Source organism: Yinghuangia sp. ASG 101, from assembly GCF_021165735.1.
In the GTDB taxonomy this organism is placed as follows: domain Bacteria; phylum Actinomycetota; class Actinomycetes; order Streptomycetales; family Streptomycetaceae; genus Yinghuangia.
This window is the reverse complement of record NZ_CP088911.1, coordinates 3470616-3492196: the sequence shown is the minus strand read 5'-3', so window position 1 is coordinate 3492196 and position 21581 is coordinate 3470616. Positions and strand designations below refer to the sequence as shown.

The 21581-nt window shown below is 69.7% G+C and carries 19 protein-coding genes; 16 read left to right on the top strand and 3 right to left on the bottom strand.

The window, feature by feature from the left end; all coding sequences use genetic code 11:
- Nucleotides 1–57: 57 nt before the first annotated feature.
- The 14 genes from LO772_RS14650 to LO772_RS14585 all read left to right on the top strand — a co-directional run bounded on the left by LO772_RS14650 (nucleotide 58) and on the right by LO772_RS14585 (nucleotide 17251).
- Entirely contained in the window at nucleotides 58–630 is a 573-nt protein-coding gene (locus LO772_RS14650) for a NuoB/complex I 20 kDa subunit family protein (RefSeq protein ID WP_231778845.1), read from the top strand.
- Complete coding sequence (locus LO772_RS14645) at nucleotides 627–1391, top strand: NADH-quinone oxidoreductase subunit C (RefSeq protein WP_269453209.1); 765 nt, start codon at nucleotides 627–629, stop codon at nucleotides 1389–1391. Before LO772_RS14650 ends, LO772_RS14645 begins: the two co-directional genes overlap by 4 nt.
- Entirely contained in the window at nucleotides 1391–2743 is a 1353-nt protein-coding gene (locus LO772_RS14640) for an NADH-quinone oxidoreductase subunit D (protein ID WP_231778844.1), read from the top strand. Before LO772_RS14645 ends, LO772_RS14640 begins: the two co-directional genes overlap by 1 nt.
- The gene (gene nuoE / locus LO772_RS14635; RefSeq protein ID WP_231778843.1) at nucleotides 2740–3462 is read left to right on the top strand and encodes an NADH-quinone oxidoreductase subunit NuoE; all 723 of its coding nucleotides are present in this window, start codon (nucleotides 2740–2742) and stop codon (nucleotides 3460–3462) included. Before LO772_RS14640 ends, nuoE begins: the two co-directional genes overlap by 4 nt.
- Nucleotides 3459–4826 carry an NADH-quinone oxidoreductase subunit NuoF gene (nuoF, locus tag LO772_RS14630; protein ID WP_443089415.1) on the top strand — a complete coding sequence of 456 codons (1368 nt, stop codon included), beginning with the start codon at nucleotides 3459–3461 and terminating at the stop codon, nucleotides 4824–4826. The genes nuoE and nuoF overlap by 4 nt, the downstream gene beginning before the upstream one ends.
- On the top strand, nucleotides 4826–7501 hold the full coding sequence (locus LO772_RS14625) for an NADH-quinone oxidoreductase subunit G (protein ID WP_231778842.1): 2676 nt from the start codon (nucleotides 4826–4828) through the stop codon (nucleotides 7499–7501). The genes nuoF and LO772_RS14625 overlap by 1 nt, the downstream gene beginning before the upstream one ends.
- The gene (gene nuoH, locus LO772_RS14620) at nucleotides 7498–8898 is read left to right on the top strand and encodes an NADH-quinone oxidoreductase subunit NuoH (protein WP_231778841.1); all 1401 of its coding nucleotides are present in this window, start codon (nucleotides 7498–7500) and stop codon (nucleotides 8896–8898) included. The genes LO772_RS14625 and nuoH overlap by 4 nt, the downstream gene beginning before the upstream one ends.
- 2 nt (nucleotides 8899–8900) lie before the next feature.
- Nucleotides 8901–9509: an NADH-quinone oxidoreductase subunit NuoI gene (nuoI, locus tag LO772_RS14615; protein ID WP_269453208.1), complete on the top strand. Its 609-nt coding sequence runs from the start codon at nucleotides 8901–8903 to the stop codon at nucleotides 9507–9509.
- Nucleotides 9506–10621, top strand: a complete 1116-nt coding sequence (locus LO772_RS14610) for an NADH-quinone oxidoreductase subunit J (protein WP_231778840.1) — start codon at nucleotides 9506–9508, stop codon at nucleotides 10619–10621. The genes nuoI and LO772_RS14610 overlap by 4 nt, the downstream gene beginning before the upstream one ends.
- Nucleotides 10618–10917, top strand: a complete 300-nt coding sequence (gene nuoK / locus LO772_RS14605) for an NADH-quinone oxidoreductase subunit NuoK (protein ID WP_231778839.1) — start codon at nucleotides 10618–10620, stop codon at nucleotides 10915–10917. The genes LO772_RS14610 and nuoK overlap by 4 nt, the downstream gene beginning before the upstream one ends.
- Before the next feature lie 88 nt (nucleotides 10918–11005).
- Nucleotides 11006–12916: an NADH-quinone oxidoreductase subunit L gene (gene nuoL, locus LO772_RS14600; protein WP_231779552.1), complete on the top strand. Its 1911-nt coding sequence runs from the start codon at nucleotides 11006–11008 to the stop codon at nucleotides 12914–12916.
- Nucleotides 12917–12977: 61 nt separating this feature from the next.
- Complete coding sequence (locus tag LO772_RS14595) at nucleotides 12978–14651, top strand: NADH-quinone oxidoreductase subunit M (protein WP_231778838.1); 1674 nt, start codon at nucleotides 12978–12980, stop codon at nucleotides 14649–14651.
- Complete coding sequence (gene nuoN, locus LO772_RS14590) at nucleotides 14648–16207, top strand: NADH-quinone oxidoreductase subunit NuoN (protein WP_231778837.1); 1560 nt, start codon at nucleotides 14648–14650, stop codon at nucleotides 16205–16207. The genes LO772_RS14595 and nuoN overlap by 4 nt, the downstream gene beginning before the upstream one ends.
- A 45-nt stretch (nucleotides 16208–16252) precedes the next feature.
- The gene (locus LO772_RS14585) at nucleotides 16253–17251 is read left to right on the top strand and encodes a polyprenyl synthetase family protein (protein ID WP_231778836.1); all 999 of its coding nucleotides are present in this window, start codon (nucleotides 16253–16255) and stop codon (nucleotides 17249–17251) included.
- A gap of 1073 nt (nucleotides 17252–18324) precedes the next feature.
- Here the strand turns inward: LO772_RS14585 and LO772_RS14580 are convergent.
- A complete protein-coding gene (locus LO772_RS14580; RefSeq protein WP_231778835.1) occupies nucleotides 18325–18663 on the bottom strand; it encodes a hypothetical protein in 339 nt (112 codons plus the stop codon).
- A 9-nt stretch (nucleotides 18664–18672) separates the two neighbouring features.
- Nucleotides 18673–19116 (bottom strand): VOC family protein, encoded by a 444-nt coding sequence (locus LO772_RS14575; protein ID WP_231778834.1) that lies wholly within the window; start codon nucleotides 19114–19116, stop codon nucleotides 18673–18675.
- A gap of 88 nt (nucleotides 19117–19204) precedes the next feature.
- On the opposite strand from LO772_RS14575, the gene LO772_RS14570 reads away from it, so the two are divergent.
- Complete coding sequence (locus tag LO772_RS14570) at nucleotides 19205–19654, top strand: winged helix-turn-helix transcriptional regulator (protein ID WP_231778833.1); 450 nt, start codon at nucleotides 19205–19207, stop codon at nucleotides 19652–19654.
- Nucleotides 19655–20010: 356 nt separating this feature from the next.
- Here LO772_RS14570 and LO772_RS35800 read toward each other — a convergent pair whose 3' ends face one another.
- A complete protein-coding gene (locus tag LO772_RS35800; protein ID WP_269453207.1) occupies nucleotides 20011–20133 on the bottom strand; it encodes a hypothetical protein in 123 nt (40 codons plus the stop codon).
- 180 nt (nucleotides 20134–20313) lie between these two features.
- On the opposite strand from LO772_RS35800, the gene LO772_RS14565 reads away from it, so the two are divergent.
- Complete coding sequence (locus tag LO772_RS14565) at nucleotides 20314–21567, top strand: helix-turn-helix domain-containing protein (protein ID WP_231778832.1); 1254 nt, start codon at nucleotides 20314–20316, stop codon at nucleotides 21565–21567.
- Nucleotides 21568–21581 lie beyond the last annotated feature (14 nt).

The following is a 21581-nucleotide window of genomic DNA, read 5'->3' as shown; positions in this document are numbered from 1 at the left end:
CCGCAGGCACTGAGGCAGGGATCCAGGTGTTCCAGGTGATCCAGGAGGGGCCATCCGATGGGTATTGAGGAGAAGCTGCCCAGCGGCTTCCTGCTCAGCACGGTCGAAGATCTCGCCGGCTACTTCCGCAAGAGTTCGTTCTGGCCGGCCACCTTCGGGCTCGCGTGCTGCGCGATCGAGATGATGGCGACCGGCGCGGGGCGGTACGACCTCGCGCGGTTCGGCATGGAGGTCTTCCGCGCGTCGCCGCGGCAGGCCGACCTGATGATCGTCGCCGGGCGCGTGAGCCAGAAGATGGCGCCCGTGCTGCGGCAGATCTACGACCAGATGGCCGCGCCGAAGTGGGTGCTGTCGATGGGGGTCTGCGCGTCCTCCGGCGGCATGTTCAACAACTACGCGATCGTGCAGGGTGTCGACCACATCGTCCCGGTCGACATCTACCTCCCCGGCTGCCCGCCGCGCCCGGAGATGCTGATGGACGCGATCCTCAAGCTGCACGAGCAGGTGCAGAACACGCCGCTCGGCGTGAACCGCGAACAGGCCGCCCGCGCGGCGGAACAAGCCGCCCTGACGGCCGTCCCCACCATCGAGATGCTGCGTTCGCCCGAGGACAGGGGGCTGTTGCGGTGAGTGACGCACAGAACGGCTCCGGGGTTCCCGTCCGGCGCGACGAAAACGAAGCGGGCGCGGCCGAGGTCCTGGACGTCCGCCACGGCATGTTCGGCGCGAAGGGCTCCGGCGACACGTCGGGCTACGGACGCCTCGTCCGCACCGTCGCGCTCCCACCCGCCGCGACCCGGCCGTACGGCGGCCCGGAGAGCGACCCGACCGACGAAGACGGCCGCCGCGAAGGCGAGTTCGACATCGTCGCGGACGAGCTGACCGGCGCCCTCGAGGAGGCCGGCATCGAATTCGACGACGCCGTCGAACGCGTCGTCGTCGACCGCGGCGAACTCACGTTCCACGTCCGCCGCGACAGCCTCCCGCAGGTCGCCCGCACCCTGCGCGACGACGCCGCGCTGCGCTTCGAACTGTGCAGCGGCGTCAGCGGCGTGCACTACCCGACCGACACCGGCCGCGAGCTGCACGCCGTCTACCACCTGCGCTCGATCACCCACAACCGGCAGCTCCGCGTCGAGGTCGCCGCCCCCGACGCGGACCCGCACGTGCCCTCGCTGACGAAGGTGTATCCGACGCTCGACTGGCACGAGCGCGAGACGTACGACTTCTTCGGCATCGTCTTCGACGGACACCCGGCGCTGACCCGCATTCTCATGCCGGACGACTGGCCCGGACACCCGCAACGAAAGGACTACCCGCTCGGCGGCGTGCCCGTCGAGTACAAGGGCGCCCAGATTCCGCCGCCCGACCAGCGGAGGTCGTACAGCTGATGGCCGACACGACGAACACCCGGGACACCGCTCGGGGAACGCAGGAAGCCCCGGCCCGCGAGACCACCGAGGGCCGCGTCTACACCGTCACCGGATCCGACTGGGACGAGGTGGTGCAGGCCGCCGCCGACGCCGACGAGCGCATCGTCGTCAACATGGGCCCGCAACACCCGTCCACCCACGGCGTGCTCCGGCTCATCCTGGAGATGGACGGCGAGACGGTCACCGAGGCCCGCTGCGGCATCGGCTACCTGCACACCGGCATCGAGAAAAACCTCGAATTCCGGTCCTGGACCCAGGGCGTCACCTTCGTGACGCGCATGGACTACCTCACGCCGCTGCACAACGAGGCCGCCTACTGCCTCGGCGTCGAGAAGCTGCTCGGCATCGCCGACCAGGTCCCGGACCGCGCCAACGTCATCCGCGTCCTGCTCATGGAGCTCAACCGCATCTCGTCGCACATGGTCTGCCTCGCGACCGGCGGCATGGAGATCGGCGCGCTCACCGTCATGACGTTCGGCTTCCGCGACCGCGAACTCATCCTCGACGTCTTCGAGATGGTCACCGGCCTGCGCATGAACCACGCGTACATCCGGCCGGGCGGCCTCGCGCAGGACCTGCCCCCCGGCGCGGTCGACAAGATCCGCGAACTCGTCGAGGTACTGCCCGGCCGCATCCGCGAATACGAGGCACTGCTCAACGACAACCCGATCTTCAAGGGCCGCACCGAGGGCATCGGCTACCTCGACCTGACCGGCTGCATGGCCCTCGGCGTCACCGGCCCGTGCCTGCGCTCCGCCGGGCTGCCCCACGACCTGCGCAAGACACAGCCGTACTTCGGCTACCAGAACTACGAGTTCGACGTCCCGACCGAGAACACCTGCGACGCGTACGGCCGCTACCTGATCCGCATCGCGGAGATGAAGGAATCCCTCAAGATCGTCGAACAGTGCCTGGACCGGCTCAAGCCCGGCCCGGTCATGGTCGAGGACAAGAAGATCGCGTGGCCCGCGCAACTCGCCCTCGGCCCCGACGGCCTCGGCAACTCGCTCGACCACATCCGCACCATCATGGGCACCTCGATGGAGTCCCTGATCCACCACTTCAAGCTGGTGACCGAGGGCTTCCGCGTCCCGCCCGGCCAGGTGTACGCCGCGATCGAGTCGCCCAAGGGCGAACTGGGCGTGCACATGGTCAGCGACGGCGGCACCCGCCCGTACCGCGTCCACTACCGCGACCCGTCCTTCACCAACCTCCAGGCCATGGCCGCCATGTGCGAAGGCGGCCAGGTCGCCGACGTCATCGTCGCGGTCGCGAGCATCGACCCCGTCATGGGAGGTGTCGACCGATGACCGACCTCGGCATGCCCCGCCCACCCGCACAGCCCGCTCCGGGCTACCCCGCCGACGTACGCGCCCGGCTCGAAGCCGACGCGCGGGAGATCATCGGCCGCTACCCCCAGTCGCGTTCGGCCCTGCTGCCCCTGCTGCACCTCGTGCAGGCCGAGGAGGGGTACGTCAGCCCGAGCGGCATCGAGTTCTGCGCCGACATGCTGGGCCTGAGCGCCGCCGACGTGACCGGTGTCGCCACCTTCTACTCGATGTACCGCCGCGAGAACGGCGGCGACTTCCACGTCGGCGTCTGCACCAACACCCTGTGCGCCGTCATGGGCGGCGACGAGATCTTCGCGACGCTCAAGGACCACCTCGGCGTCGGCAACAAGGGCACCACCCCCGACGGCTCCGTCACCCTCGAACACATCGAGTGCAACGCGGCCTGCGACTACGCGCCCGTCGTGATGGTCAACTGGGAGTTCTTCGACAACGTCACCCCCGCCTCCGCGAGGGAGCTCGTCGACCGACTGCGCGCCGGCCGGCCCGCCACCCCCTCGCGCGGCGCGACGCTGTGCACCTTCCGCGAGACCGCCCGCGTCCTCGCCGGGTTCCCCGACCCGCGCCCCGACGCCGTCGACGAAGGCGGCGCGGGCGGCACACCGAGCCTCGTCGGCCTGCGCATCGCCCGCGGACACAACCCCGACGGGCCCGACGAGCCGACCGAGAAGAGGGCGTGATCCCCGTGACCGACGCGACCGACACGCCCGGGACCACGGGAGGGACCGGGCCCGAGATCCTCACCCCCGTCCTGTCCGCGCCCTGGGACGACGACCGGCCCTGGCGGCTCGAAACCTACCTGCGGCACGACGGCTACCAGGGCCTGCGCACGGCCCTCGGCAAACACCAGGACGAGGTCATCCAGACCGTCAAGGACGCCGGTCTGCGCGGACGCGGCGGCGCGGGCTTCCCGACCGGCATGAAATGGGGCTTCATCCCCCAAGGCGACGGCAACCCGCACTACCTCGTCGTCAACGCCGACGAATCCGAGCCGGGCACCTGCAAAGACATGCCGCTGATGTACGCCAACCCGCACGTCCTCATCGAAGGCGCGGTCATCGCGGCGTACGCGATCCGCTCCAACCACGCCTTCATCTACCTGCGCGGCGAGGCCGTGCCGGTGCTGCGCCGCCTCCAGACCGCGGTGCGGGAGGCCTACGACGCGGGCTACCTGGGCCGCGACATCCTCGGCTCCGGGTTCGACCTCGAACTCACCGTGCACGCCGGAGCCGGCGCGTACATCTGCGGCGAGGAGACGGCGCTGCTCGACTCCCTCGAAGGCCGCCGCGGACAGCCCCGGCTGCGCCCGCCGTTCCCCGCCGTCGCGGGCCTGTACGCGTCGCCGACGTGCGTCAACAACGTCGAGTCGATCGCCTCGGTGCCCGCGATCATGCGCGACGGCGTCGACTGGTTCCGCTCGATGGGCTCCGAGAAGTCGCCCGGCTTCACGCTCTATTCGCTCTCCGGGCACGTCAAACGCCCCGGCCAGTACGAGGCCCCCCTCGGCGTCACCCTGCGCCAGCTCCTCGACCTCGCGGGCGGCGTCCGCGAAGGCCACCGCCTCAAGTTCTGGACGCCCGGCGGCTCCTCGACCCCGCTGCTCACCGACGAACACCTCGACGTCCCCCTCGACTACGAGAACGTCGGCGCCGCCGGGTCGATGCTCGGCACCAAGGCCCTCCAGATCTTCGACGAGACCGTCTGCGTCGTCCGCGCGGTGCTGCGCTGGACCGAGTTCTACGCCCACGAGTCGTGCGGCAAATGCACGCCGTGCCGCGAAGGGACGTACTGGCTCCAGCAGATCATGGAGCGCCTGGAGCGCGGCGACGGGACGGAGGAAGACCTCGACACGCTGTTCGACGTCGCCGACAACATCAACGGCAAGTCGTTCTGCGCCCTCGGCGACGGCGCCGCGAGCCCGATCTTCTCCTCGCTCAAGCACTTCCGCGACGAATACGTCGCCCACCTCGCCCACCGCGGCTGTCCCTTCGACCCGGCCGCCTCCACGGTCTGGGCCTCGAACCTGGCAGGAGCGCAAGCCTGATGACGGTAACCACCAACGCACCCTCGGGCGGTTCCCCCGTGCCGGCGGAGGACCTCGTCACCTGCACCATCGACGGCATCGAGATCAGCGTGCCCAAGGGCACCCTGGTCATCCGGGCCGCCGAACTGCTCGGCATCCAGATCCCGAGGTTCTGCGACCACCCCCTGCTCGACCCGGTCGGCGCCTGCCGCCAGTGCATGGTCGAGGTCGAAGGCCAGCGCAAGCCGATGGCGTCCTGCACGATCACCGTCACCGACGGCATGGTCGTCAAGACGCAGATCAGCTCGCCCGTGGCCCGCAAGGCCCAGGACGGCGTGATGGAGCTGCTGCTCATCAACCACCCCCTGGACTGCCCGGTCTGCGACAAGGGCGGCGAATGCCCGCTCCAGAACCAGGCGATGACCTCGACCCGCGCGACCTCGCGGTTCGGGGACGTCAAACGCACCTTCCCCAAGCCGCTGCCGATCTCGTCGCAGGTGCTGCTCGACCGCGAGCGGTGCGTGCTGTGCGCGCGGTGCACGCGGTTCTCCGAGCAGATCGCCGGCGACCCGTTCATCGCCCTGATCGAACGAGGCGCGCTGCAGCAGGTCGGGATCTACGAGAAGCAGCCCTTCGAGTCGTACTTCTCCGGCAACACCATCCAGATCTGCCCGGTCGGCGCGCTCACCTCGGCCGCCTACCGGTTCCGCTCCCGCCCGTTCGACCTCGTCTCGACCCCCACCGCGTGCGAACACTGCGCGTCCGGCTGCTCGTTGCGCGCCGACCACCGGCGCGGCCGGGTCATGCGGCGCCTCGCGGGCGACGACCCCGAGGTCAACGAGGAATGGAACTGCGACAAAGGCCGCTTCGCGTTCCGGTACGCCTCCCTCCGCGACCGCATCACGAACCCGCTGGTGCGCGACCGCGACACCGGTGAACTGCGCGAGACCTCGTGGCCGGACGCGCTCGCGGCGGCGGCCGAGGGCCTGCTCGCCGCCCGGGAGCGTACGGGCGTGCTGGTCGGCGGCCGGGTCACCGTCGAAGACGCCTACGCCTACGCCAAGTTCGCCCGCGTCGCCCTCGGCACCAACGACATCGACTTCCGCGCCCGCGACCACAGCACCGAGGAGGCCGACTTCCTCGCCTCCGAGGTCGCCGGGACGGGGATAGGGGTCACGTACGCCGACCTCGAACGCGCGCCCGCCGTGCTGCTGGCCGGGTTCGAGCCCGAGGACGAATCCCCGATCGTCTTCCTGCGGCTGCGCAAGGCCGCCCGCAAGAACCGCCTCAAGGTCTTCTCCGTCGCCCCGTTCGCGACCTCGGGCCTGATCCGCGTGAACGGCGCCCTGCTCCGCGCCGCGCCCGGCACCGAGACCGACTGGCTCGGCGCCCTCGCGACCGGCGCCGGGCTCGACGACCTCGGCCGGGACGCCGCCGAACTGCTGCGCGCGAACGGCTCGGTCATCCTGGTCGGCGAACGCCTCGCCGGAGTCCCCGGCGCGCTCACCGCCGCCCTCGCCCTCGCGGAGGCCACCGGGGCGCGGCTCGCCTGGGTCCCCCGCCGCGCCGGCGAACGCGGCGCGCTGGAGGCCGGCGCGCTGTTCAACCTGCTGCCCGGGGGCCGCCCGGTCAGCGACCCGGCGGCCCGCGCCGAGGTCGCCGCCGCCTGGCGGGTCCCCGAACTCCCCGGCGGATACGGCCTCGACACCGCGTCGATGCTGCGCGCGGCCCGCGACGGCAAGCTCACCGCGCTGCTCGTGGGCGGTGTCGAGCCCGGCGATCTGCCGGACCCCGCGGGGGCGTTGGCCGCGCTGGAGACCGTGCCGTTCGTCGTCAGCCTGGAGATGCGGCACAGCGAGGTCACCGACCGCGCCGACATCGTCTTCCCCGTCGCGGCGGCGGCCGAGAAGCCCGGCACGTTCGTCGACTGGGAGGGCCGCGAACGACCGTTCGCCTCTGTCCTCAAGCACGACCAGATGGCCACCGACGCCGGCACGTCGATGCCCGACCTGCGGGTGCTCCACACGCTCGCCGACGAGATGGACTACGTCCTCGGCCTGCCCGACGTCGCGTCCGCCCGGCGCGAACTGCGCGGCCTCGGCGGCTGGGCCGGGGAACGCGCCGCGGCCCCCGCAGCCTCCGTCCGCCCGCCGGCCCCGAACCCCGTCGCGGGCGAGGCCGTGCTCGCGACCTGGCGCGCGCTGCTCGACGAAGGCCGCGCCCAGGACGGCGAGTCGGCCCTGGCCGGCACCCGCCGCCGCCCGGTCGTGCGCCTCAGCGCCGGCTCCGCCGAGGAGATCGGCGCGCCGGAAGGCGGCGAGGTGACCGTCTCGACGGCGCACGGCGGCGAGATCACGCTGCCGCTCGCGGTCACCGAGATGGCCGATCGCGTCGTGTGGCTGCCCGCGAACTCCCCGGGCTCCGCGGTCTTCCGCACACTCGGCGTCTCGGCGGGCGAGGTCGTGCGGCTCCGCGCCGCGGTCCTGCCGCAGCAGCGCGCCAACGACGGAGCGGTGAACGGCTCCCTGAACGGAGCGGTCAACGGCTCGCACGCGCGGCCCACCGGGGCCGGAGCCGGCGAGAACCCCGAGGACCGCCCCCGGGCCACCGGCGGCGACACCGAGGGCGACGCCGCCGGAGACCGGACCGGCGAGCGCCCGGGCGGGCGTTCCGGCGAGGGTGAGGAGAATCGATGAGCGGGCAACTGGCCGCCGGGCAGGCCGCGGCCGAGGCCGGCGTACAACTCGCCGCACCGGTCGGGTTCGGTTCCGACCCGTGGTGGCTCGTGCTGTTCAAGGCCGTGCTGGTCTTCGCGTTCTGCGTCGTCATGACGCTCTTCGCCATCTGGTGGGAGCGCAAGGTCGTCGCGTGGATGCAGATGCGCATCGGCCCCAAGCACGTCGGCCCCCAAGGCCTGCTCCAGTCCCTCGCGGACGGCGTGAAGCTGGCCTTCAAGGAAGACATCGTCGTCAAGGCGGCCGACAAGCCCGTCTACATCCTCGCGCCGGTCGTCGCGATGGTCCCGGCGTTCATGGCGTTCGCCGTGATCCCGATGGGCGGCGAGGTGTCGATGTTCGGACACCAGACCCATCTGCAGCTCACCGACCTCCCGGTCGCCGTGCTGTACATCCTGGCCACGGCCTCGGTCGGCATCTACGGCATCGTGCTCGCGGGCTGGTCGTCCGGATCGACGTACCCGCTGCTCGGCTCGCTGCGCAGCACCGCCCAGATGATCTCGTACGAGGTCGCCATGGGCCTGTCGTTCGCCGGGGTCTTCCTCTACGCGGGCTCGATGTCCACGTCGGAGATCGTCGCCTCGCAGACCGACACCTGGTACGCGGCGCTGCTCCCGGTGTCGTTCATCATCTACGTCATCGCGATGGTCGGCGAGACCAACCGCGCGCCGTTCGACCTCCCCGAGGCCGAGGGCGAACTCGTCGGCGGCTTCCACACCGAGTACTCGTCGCTGAAGTTCGCGCTGTTCTTCCTCGCCGAGTACATCAACATGGTGGTCGTCTCGTCGCTGGCCACCACGCTCTTCCTCGGCGGCTACCGGGCGCCCTGGCCGATCACCGCCGTCTGGGACGGCGCGAACAGCGGCTGGTGGACGCTGCTTTGGTACTTCCTCAAGGTCCAGCTGTTCCTGTTCCTGTTCATCTGGCTGCGCGGCACGCTGCCACGCCTGCGCTACGACCAGTTCATGCGGTTCGGCTGGAAGGTCCTGATCCCGTCGTCGCTGGTGTGGCTGATGGCCATCGCCACCGTGCGGGCGCTCAAGAACGAGGGCCACGACTACCGCGACATCGTGTTCGGCATCGCCGGGGCGATCATCGTGCTCCTGCTGCTCTCGGTGCTGTGGGACATGCTCCGCGGCGGCGGCGAGGACAAGGACGCGAAACCCGAGCCGCTGCCCGGCACCCCGGGAGCGGCCGAGCCCTTCGACCCGATGGCGGGCGGCTTCCCCGTCCCGCCGCTGCCCGGCCAGCAGTTGCCGCCGGTGCCGAGGCGCGCCGTCAAGCGCGCCGTGCCGGTGGGCGCGCCCGAACCGGACGAACCGGGCGACACGACGGATACGACGGACAGGGAGGTGTGATCGTGGGCAGCTTCCTGGGACCCGTCGCGGGCTTCGGCGTCACCTTCGGGACGATGTTCAAGAAGGCGAACACCGAGTTCTACCCCTTCGAGAAGAAGCCGACCGCGCCGCGCTACCACGGGCGGCACCAGCTCAACCGGCATCCGGACGGCCTGGAGAAGTGCGTCGGCTGCGAGCTGTGCGCATGGGCGTGTCCGGCCGACGCGATCTACGTCGAAGGCGCCGACAACTCCGAGGAGGAGCGCTTCTCCCCGGGCGAGCGCTACGGCCGCGTCTACCAGATCAACTACCTGCGCTGCATCTTCTGCGGCCTGTGCATCGAGGCGTGCCCGACCCGGGCGCTGACGATGACGAACGAGTACGAACTCGCCGACACCACGCGGGCGAGCCTGATCTTCACCAAGGACCAGCTCCTGGCACCGCTGCACGAGGGCATGGTCGCCCCGCCGCACGCGATGTACCCCGAGATGGAGGAGCGGGACTACTACCTCGGCAAGGTCACCGAGGCGGCACCGGGGACGGTGACGCAAGGGGCGGGCCCCGAGGACGAGGCCGGCGACGGGGACGCGGCCGACGGCGCGCCCGGCGACCATGAGGCGGGGATCCGATGACCGCGGCGACCGACGGGCTGTCCGGCGGGGTCGTCCTCGCGGAGCAGCTGACCCGCACCTCGACGGGCGAGGCGGTGCAGTTCTGGATCCTCGCCACCATCGCGCTGATCGGCGCGCTCGGCACGGTCTTCATGAAGAAGGCCGTGCACAGCGCGCTCATGCTGGCGGCGACGATGCTGTGCCTGGCCTTCTTCTACATGGCCCAGGGCGCGGTGTTCCTCGGCATCGTGCAGATCGTCGTCTACACCGGCGCGATCATGATGCTGTTCCTGTTCGTGCTGATGCTGGTCGGCGTCTCGTCGGCCGACTCCCTCAAGGAGACGCTGCGCGGGCAGCGCGTCGCGGCGGCACTCGCGGGGCTCGGCTTCGGCATCCTCCTGATCGCCGGGATCGCGAACGCGGCGCTGGGCGACTTCGCCGGTTTCGGCGGCGGGACGTCGCCCTCGGGCGTCGTCGAGACCGACCCCGCGGTCGTGGCGGCGATGCGCGAGAACCGCAACGTCGACGGCTTGGCGCACCTGATCTTCACGCGCTACGTCTGGGCGTTCGAGGTCACCAGCGCGCTGCTGATCACCGCCGCGCTCGGCGCGATGGTGCTCGCCCACCGCGAGCGGCTCACGCCGCGCAAGACGCAGCGCGAACTCGCCGACGAGCGCGTGCGCGAGAACGTCAACCTGGCCCCGCTTCCGGCGCCGGGCGTGTACGCGCGGCACAACGCCGTCGACATCCCCGCGCTGCTGCCCGACGGCACGGTCTCCGAGCTGTCGGTCAACGCGACGCTGCGGGCGCGCGGCCAGGTCCGCGACGTGAGCCGCGAACCGGTGCACCGCGTCGCGGAGTTGGAGGAGCACGCCGAGGTCTGGATGGAGCAGCGCGGCGACGTGCCGCCGGCCCGGCGCGACGGCGAGGAGGGCACCGGCACCCCGGACGGCCCGGCGGCGGGCGGACCGGGTCCGGACGGCGGCGACGCCGGCGACGGAACCCGGGACGGCACCTCGCCCGGTGAGGGGGCACCGGGCGTGGACCCTGACCGGGCCGGGGCGGAGCGTACCGACGGCGACTCCGTCGCGGCCGGCGCCGGATCGAAGGAATCGAAGGGGTCGCTGTCATGAACCCGGCGAACTACCTGTATCTGTCGGCTCTGTTGTTCACCATCGGCGCGGCCGGGGTCCTGCTGCGGCGCAACGCGATCGTGGTGTTCATGTGCGTCGAGCTGATGCTCAACGCGACGAACCTGGCGTTCGTGACGTTCGCGCGGATGCACGGCAACCTCGACGGGCAGATCATCGCGTTCTTCACGATGGTCGTCGCGGCGGCCGAGGTCGTCGTCGGGTTGTCCATCATCATCGCCATCTTCCGCGCCCGCCGTACGGCCTCGGTCGATGACGCCAACCTGATGAAGTGGTAGGGGACTGGTGATCACAACCTCGGTTTCCGCAGGCGTGTTGGCTTCGTCGGAAGGCGGACAGGGCCTGCACTCGGTCGCGGCGGACGGCGTGTTCTCGGCCACCTGGCTGGTCATCGGGCTGCCGTTGCTCGGCGCGGCGGTGCTGCTGCTGGGCGGCAGGCGGACGAACAGATTCGGCCATTGGCTCGGGACGCTGCTGGCGCTCGGCTCGTTCGCGGTCGGCGCCGTGCTGTTCGCGGCGATGCTCGGCAAGGACGACGCCGAGCGGTCGGTGAATCAGCATCTGTGGGACTGGGTGCCGGCGGAGGGCTTCCAGGCCGAAATCGGACTGCACCTCGACCAGTTGTCGATGGTGTTCGTGCTGCTGATCACGGGCGTCGGCTCGCTGATCCACATCTACTCGATCGGCTACATGGCGCACGACGCCAACAGGCGCCGGTTCTTCGCGTACCTGAACCTGTTCCTCGCGTCGATGCTGCTGCTGGTCCTCGCGAACAACTTCCTTCTGCTGTACGTGGGTTGGGAGGGCGTCGGGCTCGCGTCGTACCTGCTGATCGGCTTCTGGCAGCACAAGCCGTCGGCGGCGACCGCGGCGAAGAAGGCGTTCATCATGAACCGCGTCGGCGACTTCGGTCTGGCCGTCGCGATCTTCCTGATGTTCACCACGTTCGGGACGTTCTCGTTCGACCAGGTGCTGGGCGGCGCGGCCACCGCGTCCGACGGCACGATGACCGGGATCGGCCTGATGCTGCTCCTCGCGGCCTGCGGCAAGTCGGCGCAGTTCCCGCTGCAGGCGTGGCTCGGCGACGCGATGGAGGGCCCGACGCCGGTCTCCGCGCTGATCCACGCGGCGACGATGGTCACCGCGGGCGTGTACCTGATCACGCGGTCCGGGGAGATCTTCAACGCCTCGTCCGACGCGCAACTGGTCGTCACCATCGTGGGTGCCATCACGGTGCTCTTCGGGGCGATCGTCGGCTGTGCGAAGGACGACATCAAGAAAGCCCTCGCGGCATCCACGATGTCGCAGATCGGCTACATGATCCTGGCGGCCGGGCTCGGCCCGATCGGCTACGCCTTCGCGATCATGCACCTGGTGACGCACGGCTTCTTCAAGGCCGGGCTGTTCCTCGGCGCGGGCTCGGTCATGCACGGCATGAACGACGAGGTCGACATGCGGCGGTACGGCGGCCTGCGCACGTACATGCCGGTCACGTTCGTGACGTTCGGGCTCGGCTACCTCGCGATCATCGGCTTCCCGATGCTGTCCGGGTTCTTCACCAAGGACAAGATCATCGAGGCGGCGTTCGCGAAGGACGCCACCAGCGGCTACATCCTGGGTTCGGTGATGCTGGTCGCGGCGGCGCTCACCGCGTACTACATGACGCGCGTGATGCTCATGACCTTCTTCGGCCGCGAGCGCTGGAAGGAGGCCCCGGTCGGGGCGCCGTCGGACTGGCGCGAGCCGCACCCGCACGAGTCGCCGGTGTCGATGACGCTGCCGATGATCGTGCTGGCGTTCGGATCGGTGTTCGCCGGCGGCCTGTTCGTCCTGAACGACGCGTTCGTGGACTGGCTCACCCCCGTCACCGGCTTCGACCACGGCCACCTGCCGTTCAGCGTCTGGGTGGTGACCGGCATGGCGACCGCGATGATGGCCCTCGGCGTGCTGGTGGCCTACGTCCAGTACGCGCGGCGCGAGGTCCCGGCCGTCGCGCCGCAGGGCTCGCTCGCCACGGTCGCGGCCCGCAAGGACCTCTACCAGGACTCGATCAACGAGGGCCTGGTCATGCGGCCCGGCCAGTACCTGACCCGCCTGCTCGTGTGGCTGGACCTGCGCGGCATCGACGGATTCGTGGGCGGGCTCGCGGCGTTCATCGGCGGCACCTCGGCGCGCGTGCGCAAGGTGCAGACCGGTTTCGCCCGCTCGTACGCGCTGTCGATGTTCGGCGGCACGGCCGTCGTGGTGGCGGCGACCCTGATGGCGAGGATGGCGTGATGTCCCTGCGGCAGAGTGAGACGCACTTCGACACGGCTCGGTACGCGGCGGAGGGAATGCGATGAACGAAGGATTCCCCTGGCTGACGGTCATGGCCGCGCTGCCGTTCGCCGGCGGCCTGCTCGTGGCCGCGCTCCCCGCCGGCAAGCGCGTGCTCGCGAAGAACACGGCACTCGCGGTCACCGTCGCCGAACTCGTGCTGGCGATCATCCTCACGGTGAAGTTCTCGCCGGACGGCGCCCGGTTCCAGTTCACCGAGAGCTACACGTGGATCGACTCGTTCGGCGTGCACTGGGCGCTGGGCGTCGACGGCATCGGCGTCGTGCTGATCCTGCTCACCGCGGCACTGATGCCGATTCTGGTGCTGGCGTCGTGGCACGACGCCGACACGCCGCAGGTCCGGATGGACGGCAGCGCCGGGGAGAAGGCGGCGCCGCGGTCGACGCACGCGTTCTTCGCGCTGATGCTGATGGTCGAGGCGATGGTGGTGGTGTCCTTCGCGGCCACCGACATCTTCGTCTTCTACATCTTCTTCGAAGCCATGCTCATCCCGATGTACTTCCTCATCGGCGGCTTCGGCGGCGCGCAACGCTCGTACGCCGCGGTCAAGTTCCTCCTCTACAACCTCCTCGGCGGCCTGGTCATGCTGGCCGCGGTGGTCGGGCTGTACGTGGCCACCGCCGACGCCGACCTCGGCGGCGCCGGGCACGGCACGTTCGACCTGCTGCGCGTGTCGCAGGCGGTCGCGAGCGGCGAACTCGACCTGAACCCGACCGCCGAGAAGGCGATGTTCCTCGGCTTCATGTTCGCGTTCGCGATCAAGGCGCCGCTGTGGCCGTTCCACACCTGGCTGCCCGACACCATGACCGAGGCCACGCCCGGCGTCGCGGTGCTGGTCACCGCGATGGTCGACAAGGTCGGCACGTTCGCGATGCTGCGGTTCTGCCTGGAGCTGTTCCCGGACGCGTCGAAGACGTTCGCACCGCTCATCGTGACCCTCGCGGTGATCGGGATCATCTACGGCGCGCTGCTGGCCGTGGGGCAGACCGATATCAAGCGCCTGATCGCGTACACCTCGATCTCCCACTTCGGCTTCATCATCATGGGCATCTTCGCGATGACCAGCCAGGGCCACTCGGGCGCCACGCTCTACATGATCAACCACGGGTTCTCGACGGCGGCGCTGCTGCTGATCGCGGGCTTCCTGATCACCCGGCGCGGCTCGAAGACCATCGCCGACTTCGGCGGCGTCCAGAAGGTCGCCCCCGTGCTCGCCGGGACGTTCCTGGTCGCCGGCCTGGCCACCCTCTCGCTGCCCGGCCTCGCGCCGTTCGTCAGTGAATTCCTGGTGCTGGTCGGCACGTTCTCGCGCTACCACGTCGCCGGCGTCTTCGCGACGGTCGGCATCATCCTGGCCGCGCTGTACGTCCTGGTGCTCTACCAGCGCACGATGACCGGCCCCGTCAAGGCCGGCAACGAGAAGATCAGCGACCTGGGGCTGCGCGAGAAGGTCGTCGTCGCGCCGCTCCTCGTGGTGCTGATCGCCCTCGGCGTGTACCCGAAGCCGATCCTCGACGTCGTCGATCCGGCGGTCGAGGGGACGCTCACCCAGGTCGACCGGCGCGACCCCGCGCCGCCGCACCCGATCGCCCCCGTCGCGGACCAGGCCAACGCGCCGGCCGGGAACCACGCCGCGGACCAGGCCGCCGCCCACACCACCGGAGGCAACAAGTGAGCGCGGGTCTTCAACTCGCCGCGACGGTCGACGCCCCCAAGATCGAGTACGGCCAGCTCTCGCCGATGCTCATCGTGTTCGGTGTCGCCGTGGCCGGTGTCCTCGTCGAGGCGTTCGTACCGCGCAAGGCGCGCTACGTCACACAACTGGTGCTGGCGTTCGCGGGTATGGCCGCGGCGTTCGGCGCGGTCGTCGCGTTGTCCGGCCACCGCGAGGTGGCCGCGGTCGGCGCGGTCGCCGTCGACGGCCCGGCGCTGTTCCTCCAGGGCACGCTGCTGCTGCTCGGCATCGTCGCGGTCATGCTGATCGCCGAACGCCGCGTCGAGGGCGGCGGCGCCGACGCGTTCGCCGCGCAGGCCTCGGCGGCACCCGGCAGCGTCGCGGAGAAGGAGGCGACGGAGGCCCGGCTACACCAGACCGAGGTCTTCCCGCTGACGATGTTCTCGCTCGGCGGCATGCTGCTCTTCCCGGCCGCGAACGACCTCCTGACGCTGTTCGTCGCCCTGGAGGTCCTGTCGCTGCCGCTGTACCTGCTGTGCGGCATGGCCCGGCGCCGCCGCATGCTGTCGCAGGAGGCGGCGCTGAAGTACTTCCTCCTCGGCGCCTTCTCGTCGGCGTTCTTCCTCTTCGGCGTCGCACTCCTGTACGGCTACTCCGGCACCCTGCGCCTGGACGGCATCGCGGTGGCGACCGGCGGCGCGATGGACAACGACGCGCTGCTGCTGATCGGCATGGCGATGGTCGCGGTCGGCCTGCTCTTCAAGGTCGGCGCGGTGCCGTTCCACTCGTGGACTCCGGACGTCTACCAGGGCGCTCCGACGCCGATCACCGGGTTCATGGCGTCCGCGACGAAGGTCGCCGCGTTCGGCGCGCTGCTGCGCTTCTTCTACGTCGCGATGCCGGGCATGAAGTGGGACTGGCGTCCGGTCATGATCGGCGTCGCGATCGTCACGATGGTCGCCGGCGCGATCATCGCGATCACCCAGACGGACGTCAAGCGCATGCTGGCCTACTCCTCGATCGCGCACGCCGGGTTCATCCTGACGGGCATGCTCGCGGCGAGCGAGGCGGGCGCGTCGTCGACGCTGTTCTACCTCGTGGCGTACGGCTTCGTCACCCTCGGCGCGTTCGCGGTGGTCACGCTGGTCCGCGACGCGGGCGGCGAGGCGACCCACCTCTCCCGCTGGGCGGGCCTCGGCCGCCGCTCACCGCTGGTCGCCGCGGTCTTCGCGGTCTTCCTGCTGGCCTTCGCCGGCATCCCGCTGACCAGCGGATTCACGGGTAAGTTCGCGGTGTTCCAGGCCGCCGCCGACGGAGGCGCCGGATCGCTGGTGATCGTCGGCGTACTCTGCTCCGCGATCGCCGCGTTCTTCTACGTCCGCGTCATCGTGCTGATGTTCTTCTCGGAACCGAAGGCGGACGGCCCGACCGTGGCGGTGCCGAGCGTGATGACCGCCGCTGCCATCGCTTTGGGGGTAGCGGTTACGGTTGTCCTGGGCATCCTGCCGCAGCCGGTCCTGGACCTTGCGGACAAGGCATCCCTCTTCGTCCATTAGCAGCCAGGCGCAGGCACACTGCGCAAACACAAGGAGCGCACCGGCATGACGATCGTGGGGCCCTTCGGGCTGAGCGTCCATGACGGTGAACTCGACGCGGAGATCCGAGCCGGGATGGCGGCGGTCGAGCAGGAGCTGATCGCCGCCACCAAAAGCGAATTCCCGTACCTCACCCAGACGTCGCGCCATCTCGTGGAGGCGGGCGGCAAGCGCTTCCGCCCCCTCCTGACGCTCCTCGCCTCGCAGTTCGGCGACCCGCAGGCGCCCGGCGTCGTCCCCGCCGCGGTGGTCTGCGAGCTCACCCACCTCGCCACGCTCTACCACGACGACGTCATGGACGAGGCGGCCCTGCGCCGCGGCGCCCCCAGCGCGAACGCCCGCTGGGACAACTCCGTCGCCATCCTCACCGGCGACTTCCTCTTCGCGAAGGCCTCCGAGATCGTCGCCGACCTCGGCGACGAGGCGGTACGCATCCAGGCCCGCGCGTTCGCCCGCCTGGTCACCGGCCAGATCCGCGAGACCGTCGGCCCGTGCGAGGGCGACGACCCCGTCGAGCACTACCTCTCGGTCATCGCCGACAAGACCGGCTCGCTGATCGCCACCGCGGGCCGGTTCGGCGCGATGTTCGCCGGCGCGGACGAACACATCGTCGAAATCCTCACGCGCTACGGCGAACGCATCGGCGTCGCCTTCCAACTCGCCGACGACGTCCTCGACATCGCCAGCGACTCCACCGAGTCCGGCAAGACCCCCGGCACCGACCTCCGCGAGGGCGTCCCCACCCTCCCCGTCCTCCACCTCCGGGCCACCCCCGGCCCCGACGACGCCCACCTCCTCGCGCTCCTCTCCGCCCCCCTCACCGACGACACCCGCCACGCCGAGGCCCTCACCCTCCTCCGCACCCACCCCGCCCTCACCAAGGCCCGCAACGACACCCGCCGCTACGCCGAAGAAGCCCGAGAGGTACTCACCCCTCTCCCGGACTGCCCGGCGAAGGCGGCGTTGTCCTCCCTGTGTGAACTGGTCGTCGAGCGCAGTTGCTGAGGCTCTCCGGGCCGGGCCCCGAGGGAAAGCCTTGAATATCCGCGGCGCGGCCGACGGCCCCGCCAAAAACACGCTGCGTTTCGCATCGATTCGCAATGTTCGGTCGGAGTGAGTGTCAACGCCCCTGGCAACTCTGGGTTTTCCGCGACGGCACTGGTTGGCGCAGCGCGGCCGATGGCCGCGCCGCGTGCTGAAAAAGCTAGAGCCGAATGATATTTGGCCGGATGTGATCAGGCCATCTGTGTCCGGTCGCGTCGTGCACGCATAGGTCAGCGATCTCGTCATGGCAATGAAACGCGGATCCATGACCTCTCCCCGATCTGAAACCCCATTGGGTGCGGCGCGGCCGATGGCCGCGCCGCGCGAGAACACCGGAATGATCGGATGGGCGAGGCCGCGGTCCCGATCGTGAAATTGCCCGTCAGAGTGCCTACGGGAGCACCCGAACGCCCGTGCGGGGCGCGTACGGTCAACGACATTGCGGGCGTTCAAAGGCCATTGCTCCTCCCACTGATTTTTCGGACGGTATCGGATCGTTCGGCGCGGCCGTTGGCCGCGCCGAACCTGAAAAACCCTGTGAAACTGCAAGGCGTGAACGGTCAGTTGCGTTGTAGATGATCGATTCGGAGGTCACTCTGGGGCGTCAACGACCCAGTCATCTCTGGGCGTTGCGCAACAGCACCGGATCCCGCGGCGCGGCCGTCGGCCGCGCCGTGGAGAGAAACCCCTTTTTTGCTTGGCCGAGGTGCGGGTCGACGGTGTCGGTTATTGAGCTTTGAGAGCCGTGTGTCGTCACGGTGGTGAGCCAGTGGTCCGTCCGAGTCCGCTGGAGGCGAGGCATCCGTCGATGACGTCGCTGCGGTATTGGATGCGGCGCGGTCCGCGGCGTAGGCGACGCATCAGGTCTGGTCGGAGTCGGCGAAGGCGGTGTTGGCCTGGCGGCCGTGTTGCGACAGCGACCGGATGCCCTCGAACGGGTTGAGGTCCGGCGCATAACGCGGCGGGTGGAAGGCGGTGATCGGTCCAGCGGGGCCTCGGTCAGGAAGGTGTCGTGCATCCGCACCGCTCGTCGTTCATTGCGGGAGGGTGTCTCCGGGGAAGCCGTGGCACGAGTGAACCTCGCAGCGCATCATCCCGGCTCGCACACAGGGGTCCTCGGCCATGATCTTCTCGGCTGCCTCGGCCGGTACGGTCATGATCGCGACGCCGGCCATGGTGTCGGAGGCGACCGGGCACAGGATCGCGATCACTCCCTCGGCGCGCAGCGACACCATGCGTCGCTGGTGTTCGAGTTCGATCGCATCCGCGCCGTCCATGGTCCGCTCGGGCCCCCACTGAAGGAGTGCCAGGCTGTACGGCTTCGCGGTCGCGGCCAATGCCAGGATCTGGTCGTCGGTCACGGTCGTGCTCATGTTGTCTCCCTACTTCTCGATGTGCTCGGCCAGCGAGACGATGATTCCTTCAGGTCCTCGGACGTATGCCATCCGCCATACACCCTCGTATTCGCCGATGTCTCCCACCAGGCGGTAGCCGTTGACCGCGGCGTGGTCGACCGCGGCGTGGAGGTCGTCCACCTCGAAGGCGATGTTGCGCAGCCCCAGTTCGTTGGCGGGCGCGGCAGGAGAGCCCGGGAGGTGGTCTGGCCGCGTGAAGCTCGACAGCTCCAGCGTTGTACCTCCGCCGGATGGTCGAAGCATGACGATCTCAGTGCGGGCGTCGGTCAGGCCGATCACCGTGTCCAGGAACTCGCCTTCGACGGCCATCTTCGGATCGGCCTCCAGCCCGAGGCTGAGGAAAAACGCCGTCACGGCGTCGAGGTCGGCAACGGTGATGCCGACGTGGTCGAAGCGCCTGACGAATGACATCGAGTCCCCTTCGGGGGTTTCTTGAAGAGACGCTGAGAAAGTAGCGCCTGGAGTTCCGTAAGGGAACCCCACTTGTTAGATTGCTGGCATGCAGCGAACACGGTTCGGGGAGATGGCGTGCTCCATCGCGCGTACTTTGGACGTGATCGGCGAGCCTTGGTCGCCGCTGATCCTGCGCGACGTATGGGCCGGGGTGAACCGCTTCGACCACATCCAGGCCGACCTCGGGATCTCCCGCAAGGTACTCACCGAACGGCTCCACCACCTGGTCGACCAGGGTGTGCTCGAACGGGCGCCCTACGACGCCCGCCCCCGCTACGAGTACCACCTCACCGCCAAGGGCGCCGACCTCGTGGAGATGCTCATGGTGATGGCTCGATGGGGTGACCGCTGGCTCGCCGGCGAGGCCGGCCCTCCCGTCCTCTACCGCCACCATGCCTGCGGGCAGATCGGCCGCATCGATCCGCGCTGCAGTCATTGCGGCGAGCCGATGCACGCCGACGACGTCGACCTCCTTCCAGGTCCCGGGTCGGCATGACGGTCGAGAGGCCATGACGTCAGCCGTGGCCACGAGGTGCTCCCCCTGGGCGAGGTTTGGCCGCGCCCTACAGTTCGCGGTGACGGTGTCGAGGGTGACTGCGAGTTCGGTACGGACCGGCAGGCCAGGAATGGCCGAGGGCAAGGAGGCGGGACGGGTCGGGGAGCGCGTCGCGACGCGCGGGCCCGATGGTTGCGGACTCGCCGTCCAGGAGCCATCCCCAGACGGTGAGGCGATGGGGTGAACGCGATGCGGTGGATCCGCGCAGGGCGAGCCAGTCGCTTGCCGGGATGCCCGGCCAACCGGGCGCCGGAACGGCGGACGGGATCTTCAACAGGGTCTCGATGCCGTGGTCGTCAAGCGAGATCGCGGCCGGGACGGCCGGGTTGCGGCAGCCGCAGCGCGTAGGCGAGCAGGGCGACCGGTGCGGCGTAGAAGGCGTTCTGCGGCGGCACACCGGCGGTCTGCGCGTACGCCACGCCTTCGGGGACGGTATCCGCGCGACATCAGCATGAGGTAGAGCGGTGACACAGGGTTGCGCATCGGCAAGGACACGCCCCGACCTCACCGGGCCTGCGGCGAGGCAACGGGCTGATGTCCGCGGACGGTAGCGAGTACCTTCGCTGTAAGTGCCCTTGGGATCGAAACGGAGCGCCATCATGCCGCTTGAGGTGGAGGAGCAGGAGGCGATCGGTCGCCGCATCCGGCAGCAGCGGTTGGGCCTCGGGATGACGCAGGCCGACTTGGCCGCTGCCGTCGGCAAGACACAGGGCTGGTTGTCGAAGGTCGAGAAGGGCCGGCTCGAACTGGACCGCGCCGCGCTGATCAACCAGATCGCCGCAGCCCTCCACTGTCACCCGAACGTGCTCATCGAGCGCCCGTACGCCGGATCGTCGGCCGACAACCAGTGGCACGCGGCGGCGGCATCGATCCTGCGGGAACTGCGAAGGTATGACCTGACTCCGGTGTTCGACGGCACCCCGCGCCCATCCGCCGACCTGTGGCGTGAACTGCTGCGGCTCCACCGGTTGCGCGACGCGGCGGCGAACATCGCCATCCTCAAGAGCCTGCCGGACTTGTTCCGCGAAGCCCGCGCCCTCGCCGAGGTGTCATCCGGACACGAGCGCGAAGAGGCCTTCGCGGTGTACGCGGTGTGCTGCAAGTTCGCGCACACCGCCGCTCATGCCCTCGGCCATCCCGAGTTGATCGCGATGGCCTGCGAACGCGCCGCATGGTCCGCGCAGTTGTCCGGCGATCCGTTGTTGCCGGCCGTGTCGGACTGGATGCGGGTGTGGGACATGTGGGCGACAGCGGACTGGGACGACGCCGTCACCCTCACCGATAAGGCCCTGCATGGCATCGAAGGGGACTACTCGCGCGGCGATTTGCTCGCCCTCCGTGTGTGGGGAACCCTTCAGCTCCGCGCCGCGGTATCCAGCGCCCGCAACGGCAACGCAAGCGAAGCCGACGACCGGCTTGCGCACGCCCGCTCAGCCGGTACCCGCGCGGACGCGTACGCCGGACCGCCGGTCTACGACCGGCATTCGCTGACGTTCTCCGCCGGCAACGTGCAGATCCACGCCATCAGCGTCGCCCTGGAATTGAGCAACCAGGGCAAAGCCCTTGAGCTCAACCAGCGCGCCGACCCGCAGCACCTCGCGGCGCTGCCGAAATCGCGTCGCGGACACCACCACATGGACCTGGCGCGTGCCTGGCTCTGGGATGGCAATCGATCGCGCGCCCTGACCGAACTGGAGCAAGCCGAGCGCCTGGCACCACAGTTGGTGCGCAACCACCCTATCGCGCGGGCTACGCTCCGGCAGATCGTGTATGCCGAACGGGCGTCCACACGTGAGCAGTTGCGCGGGATGTCGAGCCGTTTTCAACTGGACGACCAGGCGCTATTCCCATGAGTCATATTCGGGCG